17 protein-coding genes are annotated in these 14,112 nt (G+C 63.1%); 5 read left to right on the top strand and 12 right to left on the bottom strand.

Features of this window, described 5'->3' with window-relative positions; genetic code table 11:
• Positions 1-256: 256 nt before the first annotated feature.
• Positions 257-1,945: a long-chain-fatty-acid--CoA ligase FadD2 gene (gene fadD2 / locus CAG22_RS06315; protein WP_085691687.1), complete on the bottom strand. Its 1,689-nt coding sequence runs from the start codon at positions 1,943-1,945 to the stop codon at positions 257-259.
• 219 nt (positions 1,946-2,164) lie between these two features.
• Here fadD2 and CAG22_RS06310 point away from each other — a divergent pair, with 219 nt between their 5' ends.
• The gene (locus CAG22_RS06310; protein WP_085704966.1) at positions 2,165-3,109 is read left to right on the top strand and encodes an alpha/beta hydrolase; all 945 of its coding nucleotides are present in this window, start codon (positions 2,165-2,167) and stop codon (positions 3,107-3,109) included.
• A 34-nt stretch (positions 3,110-3,143) separates the two neighbouring features.
• A complete protein-coding gene (locus CAG22_RS06305) occupies positions 3,144-3,614 on the top strand; it encodes a MaoC family dehydratase (RefSeq protein ID WP_012273633.1) in 471 nt (156 codons plus the stop codon).
• Positions 3,615-3,740: 126 nt separating this feature from the next.
• On the opposite strand, the gene CAG22_RS06300 is transcribed toward CAG22_RS06305, so the two are convergent.
• From CAG22_RS06300 to CAG22_RS06270, 6 genes are all read right to left on the bottom strand, one after another.
• Positions 3,741-4,979 (bottom strand): RNA polymerase sigma factor, encoded by a 1,239-nt coding sequence (locus CAG22_RS06300; RefSeq protein WP_085704964.1) that lies wholly within the window; start codon positions 4,977-4,979, stop codon positions 3,741-3,743.
• The gene (locus CAG22_RS06295; protein WP_015271313.1) at positions 4,979-5,464 is read right to left on the bottom strand and encodes an SRPBCC family protein; all 486 of its coding nucleotides are present in this window, start codon (positions 5,462-5,464) and stop codon (positions 4,979-4,981) included. Before CAG22_RS06295 ends, CAG22_RS06300 begins: the two co-directional genes overlap by 1 nt.
• A gap of 21 nt (positions 5,465-5,485) precedes the next feature.
• Positions 5,486-5,830 carry a YciI family protein gene (locus tag CAG22_RS06290; RefSeq protein WP_046614687.1) on the bottom strand — a complete coding sequence of 115 codons (345 nt, stop codon included), beginning with the start codon at positions 5,828-5,830 and terminating at the stop codon, positions 5,486-5,488.
• A 44-nt stretch (positions 5,831-5,874) separates the two neighbouring features.
• Complete coding sequence (locus CAG22_RS06285; protein WP_085589164.1) at positions 5,875-6,300, bottom strand: nuclear transport factor 2 family protein; 426 nt, start codon at positions 6,298-6,300, stop codon at positions 5,875-5,877.
• A gap of 157 nt (positions 6,301-6,457) precedes the next feature.
• Positions 6,458-6,790, bottom strand: a complete 333-nt coding sequence (locus CAG22_RS06280; RefSeq protein WP_015271315.1) for a type II toxin-antitoxin system HicB family antitoxin — start codon at positions 6,788-6,790, stop codon at positions 6,458-6,460.
• Between the two features lie 252 nt (positions 6,791-7,042).
• Entirely contained in the window at positions 7,043-7,300 is a 258-nt protein-coding gene (locus CAG22_RS06270; protein ID WP_004375752.1) for a DUF2790 domain-containing protein, read from the bottom strand.
• Positions 7,301-7,654: 354 nt separating this feature from the next.
• Here CAG22_RS06270 and CAG22_RS06265 point away from each other — a divergent pair, with 354 nt between their 5' ends.
• Positions 7,655-8,023: a GNAT family N-acetyltransferase gene (locus CAG22_RS06265; protein ID WP_085691690.1), complete on the top strand. Its 369-nt coding sequence runs from the start codon at positions 7,655-7,657 to the stop codon at positions 8,021-8,023.
• On the opposite strand, the gene def is transcribed toward CAG22_RS06265, so the two are convergent.
• From def to CAG22_RS06250, 3 genes are all read right to left on the bottom strand, one after another.
• Entirely contained in the window at positions 7,978-8,514 is a 537-nt protein-coding gene (gene def, locus CAG22_RS06260; RefSeq protein WP_013973724.1) for a peptide deformylase, read from the bottom strand. The genes CAG22_RS06265 and def overlap by 46 nt on opposite strands.
• Positions 8,511-9,470: a YihY/virulence factor BrkB family protein gene (locus tag CAG22_RS06255; protein ID WP_025340186.1), complete on the bottom strand. Its 960-nt coding sequence runs from the start codon at positions 9,468-9,470 to the stop codon at positions 8,511-8,513. Before CAG22_RS06255 ends, def begins: the two co-directional genes overlap by 4 nt.
• Positions 9,471-9,628: 158 nt before the next feature.
• On the bottom strand, positions 9,629-9,808 hold the full coding sequence (locus CAG22_RS06250; RefSeq protein ID WP_015271319.1) for a CsbD family protein: 180 nt from the start codon (positions 9,806-9,808) through the stop codon (positions 9,629-9,631).
• 186 nt (positions 9,809-9,994) lie between these two features.
• Here CAG22_RS06250 and CAG22_RS06245 point away from each other — a divergent pair, with 186 nt between their 5' ends.
• Positions 9,995-10,375 carry a hypothetical protein gene (locus tag CAG22_RS06245; RefSeq protein WP_013973727.1) on the top strand — a complete coding sequence of 127 codons (381 nt, stop codon included), beginning with the start codon at positions 9,995-9,997 and terminating at the stop codon, positions 10,373-10,375.
• Here CAG22_RS06245 and CAG22_RS06240 read toward each other — a convergent pair whose 3' ends face one another.
• Positions 10,376-11,212: a S1 RNA-binding domain-containing protein gene (locus CAG22_RS06240; protein ID WP_013973728.1), complete on the bottom strand. Its 837-nt coding sequence runs from the start codon at positions 11,210-11,212 to the stop codon at positions 10,376-10,378.
• Between the two features lie 130 nt (positions 11,213-11,342).
• On the opposite strand from CAG22_RS06240, the gene CAG22_RS06235 reads away from it, so the two are divergent.
• On the top strand, positions 11,343-12,203 hold the full coding sequence (locus tag CAG22_RS06235; protein ID WP_075046003.1) for a DUF6279 family lipoprotein: 861 nt from the start codon (positions 11,343-11,345) through the stop codon (positions 12,201-12,203).
• Positions 12,204-12,330: 127 nt separating this feature from the next.
• Here the strand turns inward: CAG22_RS06235 and aceK are convergent, their stop codons facing one another.
• Positions 12,331-14,046: a bifunctional isocitrate dehydrogenase kinase/phosphatase gene (gene aceK, locus CAG22_RS06230; RefSeq protein WP_085589175.1), complete on the bottom strand. Its 1,716-nt coding sequence runs from the start codon at positions 14,044-14,046 to the stop codon at positions 12,331-12,333.
• Positions 14,047-14,112 lie beyond the last annotated feature (66 nt).

Here is a 14,112-nt window from a genome sequence, read left to right as displayed (position 1 = left end):
CGGGCCGAGAGTAACAGCTTTGCCTGGGGTCGCCTAGAGGCCAAAACAGGCCTCACGGTCACAAAAATGACTCAATGAACAATACAGGTCATTTTTAGAGTAATTATCCAAAATGTCGCAGATCGGGCTATAAATAGCCTGTTAGAGCGGTTCACGGCGTTCGCGGGCTTGCCCGCTCCCACAGGGACCTCACAGTTCTCGAATGCTGTGCAGTACTTGTGGGAGCGGGCAAGCCCGCGAAGAAGCCAACCCGGTATCAAGCTATGTCGCGCAGCTCCCGCCGCAGGATCTTGCCCACCGGCGTCATCGGCAACGACTCGCGCAGCACGATGTGCTTGGGTACCTTGTAGCCGGTGAAGTTGGCCTTGCAGTAGGCCTTCAGCTCATCCACGCTCAGCCCGCCCTCGCGCGGCACCACGAACAGCTTCACCGCCTCGCCGGAGCGCTCGTCCGGCACGCCGATGGCCGCGCAGTTGGCAACCTTGGGATGGCCCATCACCACATCCTCGATCTCGTTGGGGTACACGTTGAAACCCGAGACGATGATCATGTCCTTCTTGCGGTCGACGATGCGGGTGAAGCCGTCCGGGTCGATCACCGCGATGTCGCCGGTCTTGAACCAGCCTTCCGTATCCAGGGCCTGGGCCGTGGCCTCCGGCTGCTGCCAGTAGCCTTTCATCACCTGCGGGCCCTTGATGCACAGCTCGCCCCGCTCGCCCAGCGGCAACTCGTTGCCGTCATCGTCGATCACCTTGAAGGCGGTGCCAGCCACCGGGATGCCCACCGTGCCCAGGCGCGCCAGCTGGCCATAGGGGTTGGTGCTGGCCACTGGCGAGGTTTCGGTCAGGCCGTAGCCTTCGACGATGCGGCAACCGGTAAGCGCCTCCCAGCGCTCGGCCGTGGCCTTGACCAGTGCGGTGCCGCCGGAGTTGGTGACCTTCAGCGCCGAAAAGTCGAGCTGGCGGAAGCCCGGGTGGTCCATCAGCGCGACGAACAGCGTGTTCAGGCCCAGCAAGGCGGAAAAACGCCATTTGCCCAGCTCCTTGATGAAGCCGGAAATATCCCGCGGGTTGGTGATCAGCACGTTGTGGTTGCCGGTGACCATCATGCACATGCAGTTCGCGGTAAAGGCATAGATGTGGTACAGCGGCAGCGGCGCGATCATCACTTCCTGGCCGTCCTTGATCAGCTTCTGCCCGTCCGGCCCGTGCTGCGAGAAGCAGGCCAGCACCTGCAGCATGTTGGCCACCAGATTGCCATGGGTGAGCATGGCGCCCTTGGCCAGGCCGGTGGTGCCACCGGTGTATTGCAGCACGGCAGTATCGTCCAGGCTGAGCGGCACCGGCTTGTGCGACAGCTCGCGGCCCTGGCGCAGCACGTGCTTGAACGACACCGCCTGGGGCAGCTGATAGGCCGGCACCATCTTTTTCACCTTGTCGACCACGGTGTTGACCAGCCAGCCCTTGGCGGTGGGCAGCATGTCGCCCATCCTGGCCTCGATCAGGTACTCGATGCCGGTATCGGGCAACACCTCCTGCACGCGCTTGCCGAACATGTTCAGGTATACCAGCGCACGCGCGCCGCTGTCCTTGAACTGGTGGCGCATCTCGCGCTCGGTGTACAGAGGGTTGGTGTTGACCACGATCAGGCCTGCGCGCAGGGCACCGAACACAGCGATGGGGTATTGCAGCACGTTGGGCATCTGCACTGCGATGCGGTCGCCCGGCTTGAGGTCTGTATGCTGCTGCAACCAGGCGGCGAAGGCCGCCGAGTGGCGCTCCAGCTCCGCGTAGGTCAGGGTCACGCCCAGGTTGCTGAAGGCCGGGCGGTCGGCGAAACGTTTGCAGGAGCGCTCGAACACCTCGACGACCGAGGTGTAGGCATTGATATCGATGGTGGAAGGCACGCCCGCCGGGCGCTTGTCATTCCAGAAGTCGGCTTGCATTTATTATTGTTCCTCTGCCTGGACCTGCTGTAAGTCCTGTAGTCCTTTCACCTGCCCGCTTGAAAGCGAAAAGGCGTTGATCCGACGTTAGCAGGTAAGCCCAAGGCGGCATATACGCCAAGTGCCGCCATTAACATTGTGAATCTTATTTGTGCCCTTCCTGCAATCCGGTCGGTTGTGCATACACTGTTCGGGTACCTGTGCGCACAAGGACCCGCCATGCCTCACGACGCCTTCTGGCTGCCCGCCAGCGAGCACTGCAGCCTGTACGTGCACCAATGGTTGCCGGCCACACCGGTAAAAGCCGTGGTGTTGCTGGCCCATGGCATGGCCGAGCATGCCGGGCGCTACCAGCACCTGGGCCATGCCTTGAGCGAGGCCGGCTTCGCCCTGTTCGCCGCCGACCAGCGCGGCCATGGGCGCACCGCCGAACTGGGCAGCCTCGGCCTGTTCGCCCGCCATCATGGCTGGAATGCCGTGGTCAACGACCTCGGGCTGCTGGCCCAGCACATCGGCCAGCAATACCCCTGCACGCCGCTGTTCCTGTTCGGCCACAGCATGGGCAGCTACATCGCCCAGGCCTACCTGCTGCACCACAGTGGCAGCCTGCATGGGGCGATCCTCAGCGGCTCCAACTACCAGCCGGCGGCGCTGTACCACGTGGCGCGGCTGATTGCCCGGCTGGAAGCCTGGCGCCAGGGGCCGCTGGGCAAGAGTGCACTGATCGAGTGGTTGTCGTTCGGCTCGTTCAACAAGGCCTTCAAGCCCAACCGCACGGCGTTCGACTGGCTCAGCCGCGACCCGGCGCAGGTCGACCTGTACGTCAACGACCCGCTTTGCGGCTTTCGCTGCAGCAACCAGTTGTGGCTCGACCTGCTGCAAGGCTTGGCGCAGATCAGCCAGCCGAGTAACCTCGCGCAGATCGATCCGAACCTGCCGCTGCTGGTAATCGGTGGTGAATGTGATCCGGTCAGTGCCGGCAAGCGTCTCACCCACCTGGCCGACGCCCTGCGCGCGACCGGCAATCGACATGTACAGCTGCGCGTCTATCCTGAGGCGCGGCACGAAGTACTCAACGAAACCAACCGTGACGAGGTCGCCGCCGATATTCTCGGCTGGCTTGAACAGGCGCTGGCCCTTGGCCGCCCTGTGCGCAGTGAATGACAGCCGCCCTCGCCTACCGCTTAAGGAAGCCCCGATGTCCCAGGTCACCAACACGCCTTACGAAGCCCTCGAAGTCGGCCAGAAGGCCGAGTACAAGAAGTCCGTCGAAGAACGCGACATCCAGTTGTTCGCCGCGATGTCCGGTGACCACAACCCGGTACACCTGGACGCCGAGTTCGCTGCCAAGAGCATGTTCCGCGAGCGCATTGCCCACGGCATGTTCAGCGGCGCGCTGATCAGTGCTGCAGTGGCCTGCACCCTGCCTGGCCCCGGCACCATCTACCTGGGCCAGCAGATGAGCTTCCAGAAGCCGGTGAAAATTGGCGATACCCTGACCGTGCGCCTGGAAATCCTGGAGAAGCTGCCCAAGTTCAAGGTGCGCATCGCCACCAATGTGTACAACCAGAATGATGAGCTGGTGGTCCAGGGCGAGGCCGAGATCCTCGCACCGCGCAAGCAGCAGACCGTCGAGCTGGTGTCGCCGCCGAATTTTGTGGCTAGCTGAAAAGTGATGTAGGCAGTACCGGCCCTTTCGCCGGCAAGCCAGCTCCCACTGGATCACCACAATGTTCAAGCCTGTGGTGACCCTGTGGGAGCTGGCTTGCCGGCGATAGGGCCAGTAAAGCAAACATCATTCGATAGCCTGCAACCGCCGCTCGATATGCCTGCGCTCCGGCTCCTGCCGGGTCAGCGCCAGCGCCTGCCGCCAGGCCGCCCGGGCCTCTTCCATATGCCCCAGCTGGAAATGCAGCTCACCCCGCGTCGCATGCGCCAGGTGATAGTCCAGCAACTCTCCCCTCGCCAGAATCCCTTCGACTTCCCGTAGCCCAACCTCCGGCCCATCCAGCTTCGCCAGCGCCACGGCCCTGTTCAGCTCTACCACTGCTGACGGCCAATACCGCTGCAGCACGTCATACAGCCCGACGATCTCCGCCCAGTCGGTCGCTTCGGCCGTAGCCGCCTCGGCATGCACCGCCGCAATCGCCGCCTGCACGGTATAGGCACCGAACGCCCGGCTTTGCAGGGCCTGGCGCACCAGTTCGCAGCCTTCGGCAATGCGTTGCCGGTCCCACAGGCTACGGTCCTGCTGCTCCAGCAACACCAGATTGCCCCGGCCATCGGTACGCGCGCGCTGCCGGGACGCCTGCAGCAACATCAGGGCCAGCAGGCCGACCGCCTCCGGGTCGGGCAGCAACTGCACCAGCAGGCGCGCCAGGCGAATGGCTTCATCGCTCAGCTCCTGCTGCAACAACGCCTCGCCCGACGACGCCGAATAGCCCTCGTTGAACACCAGGTAGATCACCCGCAGCACACTCTCCAGGCGCTCGGGCAGTTCGTTCAGCTCCGGCACCTGATAAGGGATGCCGGCATCGCGGATCTTGGCTTTGGCGCGCACGATACGCTGGGCGATGGTGGCCGGGCTCTGCAGGAAAGCGCGGGCGATCTGCTCGGTGGTCAGGTCGCAGACTTCACGCAGGGTCAGCGGAACCTGGGCGTCGGCGGACAAGGCCGGGTGGCAGCAGGTGAAGATCAGCCGGAGGCGGTCGTCGGCCAGCAGTTCTTCCTCGCTGGGGTCCTGCGCCTGGCCGTCGAGCAGCATGCTCAGGTCCGCCTGGGAACGGTCGAATCGGGCGCGCCGGCGCAGCGCATCGATGGCCTTGAAGCGGCCGGTGGACACCAGCCACGCCCGCGGGTTATCGGGGATACCGTCGCGCTGCCAGCGCTCGACGGCGATGAAGAAGGCATCGTGCATGGCCTCCTCGGCCAGGTCGAAATCACCCAGCAGGCGGATCAGCGTCGCCAGGATGCGCCGTGACTCGCTCCGGTAGACCGCCTCGACCTCGGCGCGCACCTGCGCCAGTGCCGTCATCAGTCGGGCATCCGCTGGGTCACCACCTCCACCAGGCGGTCCAGGCTTTCTCCCCACCCCTGGTGGAAGCCCATTTCCTCATGGGCGCGGCAATCGGCGGCATTCCAGTGCCAGGCGCGGGCGGTGTAGCGGGTTTTGCCCTGCTCCTCGTCAAAACTGATCACGGCAGTCATGAAGGCCTTGTCCGAAGGTACCCAGCCTGGGCCGAAGGCATCGGTGAACACCAGCCGCCGCGGCGCGGCGATCTCCAGGAACACGCCCTGGTTCGGGTACTCGCTGCCATCCGGCGCGCGCATCAGGGTGCGGAACAGGCCACCGATCCACAACTGCATCTCGCACTCCGGGGTGGTCATGCCGTGCGGCCCCCACCACTGCATCAGCCACTGGGGCTCGGTCCAGGCGCGGAACACCTTGGCCGGTGGCGCGTCGATCAGGCGGCTGATGGACAACTCGTGTTGCGCTTGCGCGGGGTGTGCAAGGCTCATGCTGGTAGGTCTCCATTGCTGTCAGGGTTGCAGTTCGCGCACCGGCCGCACCTCGACACTGCCGACCCGCGCGGCGGGGATGCCCTTGGCGATGTTCAGCGCCTCGTTCAGGTCGCGGGCTTCCACCAGGTAGAAGCCCGCCAGTTGCTCCTTGGTCTCGGCGAACGGGCCGTCGGTCAGGCTCATGTGCCCGTTGCGCACGCGCACTGTGGTGGCGGTCTGCACCGGCTTCAGCGCCTCGGCCGCCAGCATTCGCCCGGAGCCTTGGATGGATTCGGCATACGCCATGCATTCGGCGTCTTCCGGGCTGTCGGGCAGGCTGTGCAACAGCCCCTCGTCACAATAGACCAGGCACAGGTATTTCATGGTCGCCTCCAGGGCATTGGCAAAGTGCGTTTGGCGATAACGGCTCAGGGCTTGAGATCGAACAGGGCTTTCTGGGTTTCCATGTCGAATGGCGCCGACCAGTGTTCGTGGATTACCTGCCACTGGCCACCTTGACGACGATAGCCCACGGTGGCGCGCATGAAGCCGCACTGGCTTTCGTTGTCCGCGGGGCCACAGCGGTTAAGCCAGTGGACCAAGGCCAGGTCGCCAGCGGCATGCACGGTAAGTTCGGCGAATTCGAAAACCATCGGGCCGGGGCACATGCCCATGCACATTTCCCAGTGCGCCTGGTAGGTTGCCTTGCCTTTGAATTGCAGGGCCTGGATGGCATCGAAGGCGACGATGTCGTCGGCATAGGGAGCGACGATGTTGGGGATGTCGCGGTCGCGCACGGCCTGCATCCAGCGCTCGATCAATTGGCGAATCTCGGTTTCGGCTGCGGTGCTCATCGGGGGTTCCTCCGACAGGTCATGGGTGATTGGGCACGGGGTGCAACGTGCTCTCACCTATTGGTCGAACGGGAACTGGAGGAATCGACAGGCAACGGAAACTATTCTGCATGGGTAATTGCAGAATACCCGCGAGAAACAACGAAAGCAGGCTTGTTCAGGCCATTGCGGCTTGTTCGAAGACCTCGTCGGCCCACTGGTTGAGGCTTTTGCCGGCAGCACGGGCGGCAACACTCGCGGCAGCATGAACTTCGGGTCGGATACGCAGCATTACTTTGCCCGAGGCAGGCTTTTCCGGCGCAATGCCCTGCTCTGCACAATCGGCCAGGTAATCCTCCAGCGCATCGCGAAACGCCTCATGCAGCTCGGGCACCGAGCTTGCGTGAAAACTGATGATGTCACGCATACCAAGCACACGGCCGACGAAGATATCGTCACGCGCGTCGTACTCGATACGGGCGGCGTAGCCTTTGTAGCGCATGCAACTCATATCCTGACTCCTGCCCGCAAGAGGAATTCACGGGCTTCTTCAATCTGATACCGCTTGGCTTCCTTGCCTGGATGAGGCCGATGGCATCTCCAGCATTGGCCACCCGCTCATCAAAAAATGCTATCAAATTAAGATAGCACTTTTTCCTCGATATTCATTCAGGATTTTTCTGTAGCTCGAACTGCAAGACGGTTGATGGCCCCGTCACCCGCAGGCCGGCGAAAGGGCCATCAACACCAGGCAAGAGCCTGATCAACCCTGCTGGCACCCCTCACCCATGGCCCGGTACTGGATGGTGTGCACCTGGCCCTGGTGGTCTTCGTAGGTCATGGTCGCAGGTACCACTTCGCAGACGTTGGGGATGGTCGACAGGTTGATCACCCGCTTGATGTCCAGGTTCATGGAGTAGTCGTACTGCTGGGCGACGGGCTCGCTGGAGACGGGTCTGGCCTCATCGGCGAGGGCGAACGAGGACATACCGACCAATGCAAGAATCAGTAATGGTTTCATGTGAGTTTGCCTTTTGAGCATTCAAGCTGATCGATTGACTTCTATTGCCGTGCCCGGCGCGGAGAAGTTGCCATCTGCGGTGAAGATGGCACGAAGTACCGATCCCGCTTCGTACTGCCAGTGGGGATGGCTAAAAGTCTACTCCCGGCCTGGAATAGTTGAACCCCGAACTCGGACATTCACCCTTGCCAGATATGCAACAATCTGCGACAAGTTCACCGCAAAACATCGGGCCAGAGCCTCTGGCCACCTTTCAGGGCAGGGCGCGCAATTTCTGAAAATTTGTACTGTTCGAAACTTTCGGCCCCGGAACGCCGGCTGCTGGACCACTTTTACCGCCAGCACGGCTCACGCATGCGTGCTGCGGGCGATGCTGAGCTGTGGGTGGCGCGGGGCCCCGGCATCATCGCGGGCTTGAGCCTGAGCCCGGTGGGCGATGGCTTTTGGCTGACCGGGTTGTTCGTCGATCCGCAGCGGCGCAGCCAAGGGGTGGCCGGGCGGTTGGTCGAGGCGGCGCTGGCGCAGGCTGGCGGGCCCACCTGGCTGTTCTGCCACCCGGACCTTGCACCCTTCTACCAGCGCCTGGGCTTCGACATCGCCCAGCAGCTGCCGCAAGCCCTGGCTGGCCGCCTGCAGCGCTACCAGCGCAGCAAGCGCCTGGTGGCACTGCAACGGGGTCAGTCGTCGCTGGCGTCGAGCCCGGGGAACAGCACCTCGGTGTAGCCGAACCGGGAAAAGTCCTGGATGCGTGACGGGTACAGCCGACCGATCAGGTGGTCACATTCATGCTGCACCACCCGCGCATGGAAGCCGTCGGCAAAGCGATTGATCGGGTTGCCCTGGGGGTCGATGCCTTCATAGCAGATGTGCTTGAAACGCGGCACCACGCCGCGCAGGCCGGGTACCGACAGGCAGCCTTCCCAACCGTCCTCGATCTCGCTGGACGTCGGCGTGATGACCGGGTTGAGCAGGATGGTCTGCGGCACCGGTTCGGCATCCGGGTAACGCTCGCTGCGCTCGAAGCCGAAGATCACCAGCTGCAGGTCGATGCCGATCTGCGGTGCGGCCAGGCCCACGCCGCCCACATGGCGCATGGTTTCGAACATGTCGTCGATCAATTGCTGCAGTTCGGCACTGCCGAGCATGTGCTCGGGCACTGGCGGGGCGATGCGCAGCAGGCGTTCGTCGCCCATCTTGAGAATGTCACGGATCATCGGGGGTTCGGCTCGGAAGATTGCTGCTCGCTCGGTACAGGGTGCTCATGGCCCAGCACGGTAATGGTTTCGCGGGCCTTGTGCTCATCGGCGTCCTTCTCGCCAGGGTTCTTGCCCTCGCTCGACATGTGCTCGATCACTGCGTTCATCTCCGCGCCCAGCAGCAAAACGGCGGCGGAGATATAGAAATACAGCAATAGCACGATGATTGCACCGATACTGCCGTACATGGCGTTGTAGTCGGCAAAGGTCTTCACATAGTAGGCAAAGCCCAGCGAGGCCAAGATCCACACCACCACCGCCAGCACCGAACCCGGGGTGATGAAGCGGAACTGCTGCTTCACATCGGGCATCACGTAGTAGATCAGCGCCACCGCCACCATCATCAGGATGATGATCGCCGGCCAGCGCAGGATGGTCCACACCGTGACGATCACCTCCTGCATGCCGACCTGGGCGGCAATCCACTCCATCACCTGCGGCCCCAGCACCATCAGCGCCGCAGCCACCAGCAACATACCAGCAATGCCCACGGTGTAGATGATCGACAACGGAATGCGCTTCCACACCGGGCGGCCCTCGGGCACATCGTAGGCAGCGTTCATCGCGCTCATCATCAGGCGCACACCGGCCGATGCGGTCCACAAGGCAATCACGATACCCACCGACAACAGCCCGCCCTTGGACTGCTGCAACTGGTCGATCACCGGGTTCACCTGCTCCAGCGCCTGGGGTGGCAGCACCAGTTCCGATTGCAGGCGCAGCCAGGAGAAGAAGTCCGGCAGGTGCAGGAAACCGATCAGGGCGATCAGGAACAGCAGGAACGGGAACAACGAGAACAGCATCTGGTAGGCCAGTGCGGAAGCGTAGGTCGACATCTCGTCGTCGAGGAATTCCTTGACGGTGCGTACCAGCACGCGGTGCAGGGGCAGGCCGCGCAGGTCGGGGAAAATCATAGCGTCTCCTTTCGCCGCTCGATTCGTGTGTACCACGGTAAGTCTAATAGACCATGCCGCTGCTGTGCTGATCCCGGCCATGCTGCAAGAATTTGCTTACGCCAGTACCGACTTCTTCGCGGGCATGCCCGCGAAGAGGCCGGGACAGGCCACTCACATCAAGGCTTTTTCACCGCGTCCTTCACGTTGCCCTTGATCTGTTGCCCCTCGCCCTTGAGCTCCTGCGCTTCACCCTCGGCCCGCAGCCGCTCGTTGTCGGTCACTTTGCCGACACCCTGCTTGACGTTGCCGATCGCTTCGTTGGCCAGGCCTTTCGCTTTGTCTTTGGTACCGCTCATGGCAAAACTCCTGCAATTGGGGGCACGTGGACCGTGCCGACAGTCGGTGGACCCGACGTCTTCGCCAAGCGTTCCAACAGTTTTTTCGCCCTCGAGCCGAACGGCAAGGCGGTTGGCAAACCTTGCCCCGCTACCCGCCACCCCTCACAATGCAGGCCTTCATAGCGTCAACCCGCAGGAACCTGCATGAAACTCGACAAACCCGCCGCCATCGCCCGGCGTAACGAAGCACTGGCCCGCCCGGTGCTGACCAGCAGCAACACCCTGTTCGCCATCCTCGACCGCAAGCGCAACCTGTGGTGGTTCGAGGTGCCAGTGGCGCTGCTGCGCAAGGGCCAGCCCGACTGGGTCAACCTGCTGCTGCACACCCCGGAAAGCGACGAGCTGCAGCACCTGAAGGTGCCGACCAACTTCCTGCGCGCTCACCAGGAACAGATGGAAGTGCGCAACCCCGGCAAGCGCCGCTCGACCATCAGCCTGGCCCTCAGCGCCGACCGCGACTCGCTGCTGCGCGACACCCGCCCGGGTGGCGAGCAGCTGGACTTCCGTACCTTCGTGCAGGCCTGATCAGGCCTTCTCGATGCGATCGTCATGGATGACGATGCGGCCCTGCTTGAACAAACCGCCAATGGCCTTCTTGAAGTTGCCCTTGCTGACGTTGAACAGCTTGCTGATCAGCGCCGGGTCGCTCTTGTCGCACACCCCCAGCACCCCGCCTTCGGCCTCCAGGCGCGCCATGATCTGCTCCTGCAGGCTGTCGGCCAGGGCAGCACCCACCGGTTGCAGGCTCAAGGCGATCTTGCCGTCCGCGCGCACTTCCTTGATGAAGCCCTTCTCGTGCATGCCCGAGCGCAGGAACTTGAACACCTCGTTCTTGTGGATCAGGCCCCAGTGGCGGTTGTTGATGATCGCCTTGAAGCCCATCGGCGTCTCGCCGGCCACCAGCAGCTCGACCGGCTGGCCTACCTGGTAGTCCGCCGGGGTGCGGTCCAGGTAACGGTCCAGGCGTGAGGTGGCGGTGATGCGGCGGGTGCGCTTGTCGAGGTACACGTGCACCACGCAGTAGTCGCCGATCTTCAGCGGCCGCGCCTCTTCCGAGTACGGCATCAGCAGGTCCTTGGACAGGCCCCAGTCGAGGAAGATGCCGGCACCGTTGATGTCCTTGACCTTGAGGCTGGCGAACTCGCCAACCTGCACCTTGGGCTTCTCGGTGGTGGCGATCAGCTGGTCTTCGCTGTCCAGGTAGATGAACACGTTCAGCCAGTCATCCACTTCGGTTTCGGCGTTTTTCGGGATGTAGCGCCCGGGCAGCAGGATCTCGCCGTCGGCGCCGCCGTCCAGGTACAGGCCGAAGTCCACGTGTTTCACGATTTGCAAACTGTTGTAACGCCCAAGCAGAGCCATTTCCGATGTTCCTCAAGACAAGGCGGCTATTCTACACCTGAAGCCAGCGCGCCGCCCGACCGCTGATGCAGTGGAACCGTCAGCGTCCCTCTTGCGTCTACCGTCTGGCCAGCACCGCAAGGAACAGCCCATGCCGCTACGCCTGTCCAAAGCCCTGCTCGTCGCCATCGGCTGCGCCCTGGCCCTGGCCGCCTGCAGCCGTATCGACCTGGCCTACCGCAACCTCGACCGCCTGGTGCCGTGGTCGCTGGGCGACTACCTGGCCATGAACAGCGAGCAGAAGGCCATGCTTGACGACCGCCTGCGGGAGCACCTGGCCTGGCATTGCAAGACCCAGCTGCCTGGTTACCTCGACTGGCTGGACCGGGTACGCGGCATGGTCGCCGACGACCAGGTGACCGACCAGGCCCTGCAGCAGCGTACCCGCGAAGCCCGCGAGGCGATTGGCCGGGTAGCCGAGGAAATCACCCCTTCGGCCACCGAGTTGCTGCGCGGCATGAGCGATAGCCAGGTGGCGGAGATGCGCGAGGCGTTCCGCGAGGACATCAGCGAACGGCAGAAGAAGTATGTGGATACGCCGCTGGACAAGCAGATCGCCCGCCGTACCGAACGCATGGAGAAACGCCTGACGCCGTGGTTTGGCGAGCTGACCGCGGTACAGAAGCAGCGCGTGCAGGCCTGGTCCCAGGCGCTGGGCGACCAGAACCGCGAATGGATCGCCAACCGCGCGCACTGGCAGCAGCAATTGCTGCTGGCGATGAACCAGCGCAACGACGCCAGCTTCGAGCCGCGCCTGGCGACGTTGTTGCAGCGCAAGGAGAGTTTATGGACGCCGGAGTACCGGGCGGCGTATCAGAATACCGAGCAGCAGGCGCGCAGCTTGCTGGTGGACCTGGTGCACCAGAGTACCCCGCAGCAGCGGCGGTTCCTGCAGGAACGGTTGGGCAAGGTGCGTACCGATTTCAGTGAATTGAAGTGTTTGAAGGGGTAACTGGGGAAAGCAGGCCCGGCCTCTTCGCGGGCTTGCCCGCTCCCACAGGAACCCACTGCCCTCGAGACCTGTGATGTACCTGTGGGAGCGGGCGAGCCCGCGAAGAGGCCAGGCCTGCCAAAGACAGTCACCGCCCCTTGCGCCGATACGGAAACACATCGATCACCTTCCCGTCACGAATCGCCGCCTGCAGCCCCTTCCAGTAATCCGCGTCGTACAACTCCCCATGCAGCCGGCTGAACAAGCGCCGCTGGCCGATATCGGCAAACAGGAACGGCGGAAACTCCTCGGGGAACACGTCATGCGGCCCGATCGAGTACCACGGCTCGCCCGACATTTCGTCTTCCGGGTAACGCGGCGGCGGGATATGGCGGAAGTTCACCTCGGTCAGGAAGCTGATCTCGTCATAGTCATAGAACACCACCCGGCCATGGCGGGTAACGCCAAAGTTCTTCAGCAGCATGTCGCCAGGGAAGATATTCGCCGCCGCCAGCTGCTTGATGGCCAGGCCGTAATCCTCCAGGGCCTCCAGCACCTGGCCCTCGCTGGCGTGCTCCAGGTACAGGTTCAGCGGCGTCATGCGCCGCTCGGTCCAGCAATGGCGGATCAGCACCGTGTCACCCTCCAGCGCCACGGTCGAAGGCGCCACCTCCAGCAGTTCGGCCAGGCATTCCGGCTCGAACTTGCTGCGCGGGAAGCGAAAATCGGCGAACTCCTGGGTATCGGCCATGCGCCCGACGCGGTCGACGCTTTTCACCAGCCGGTACTTGTCGATCACCGTGGCACGGTCGACCGTCTTCGACGGTGAAAAGCGGTCCTTGATGATCTTGAACACGGTGTTGAAGCCCGGCAGGGTGAACACGCTCATGACCATGCCGCGTACCCCGGGCGCCATGACGAAGCGGTCGTCGCTGCTGGCCAGGTGGTTGATCAGCGCCCGATAGAACTCCGACTTGCCGTGCTTGTAGAAACCGATGGAGGTGTACAGCTCGGCTACGTGCTTGCCAGGCAAGATGCGCTTGAGGAAGTTGACGAACTCCGCCGGCACCGGCACATCGACCATGAAGTACGAGCGGGTGAAGGAAAAGATGATCGACACCTCGGCCTCGTCGGTGATCAGCGCATCGGCCTCGATACCGTGCCCTTCGCGGTGCAGCAGCGGGATTACCAGCGGCCACTGCTCGTCGCTGTTGAACAGCCGGCCGACCAGGTAGGCGCCCTTGTTGCGGTACAGCACCGGCACAAACAGCTCCAACGCCAGTTTCGGATCCTTGCATACCCAGTCCGGCAGGCACTCGCGCAGCTGATCCTCCAGGCGCGCCAGGTCGCCTTCCAGGTCGCCGTACGGCACTTCGAACGGGTAATCGCTGAACACCGCCCGCAGCAGGCTCTTGAGCCCAGCGTCAGGCCGATAGGTACGGGTTTGCGCGGCGCGCTCACGGCTGCGCATGGACGGTCGGGTGGTGTGGATGAACATGCAGCCGTCGCTGATCAGGTCATGGCTGAACAGGCTGCAGAACAGCGAGTTGTACCAGGTCTCGGACAGCTCGTCGTCCAGCCTTGGGTCGATCAGGTGGATATAGGCGTTCTTTACCAACGGCCATTGTTCCACATCCAGCAGCACGTCCTCGGCAAAGCCCTGGCGCAGCCAGCCATTGACCTCGGCGACCTTCTCTTCATAGAGATTGATGCGGGCGGCGGAGGCACGCTGGATATCCTGCCAGCGCGCCTGCTCGAAGCGCTTGCGGGCACCGAGGGTGATGCGCTGGAAGTGGTCGCGGTAGTTGTCGAAGCCGGCGAGGATCATCCGGGCGATTTCGACAGCGGGCCAGGGCTGGGGCATGCGAGGACCTCGGTGCGGTGTTGAGTTACAGAGCTTAGTCGCCTCTTGGTTTTTGCGGAGCCTGTG

The organism is Pseudomonas sp. B8(2017), assembly GCF_002113575.1.
GTDB classification, from domain to species: Bacteria; Pseudomonadota; Gammaproteobacteria; order Pseudomonadales; family Pseudomonadaceae; genus Aquipseudomonas; species Aquipseudomonas putida_Z.
The sequence above is the reverse complement of the archived record's forward strand: the minus strand, read 5'-3'. Positions and strand labels throughout refer to the sequence as shown.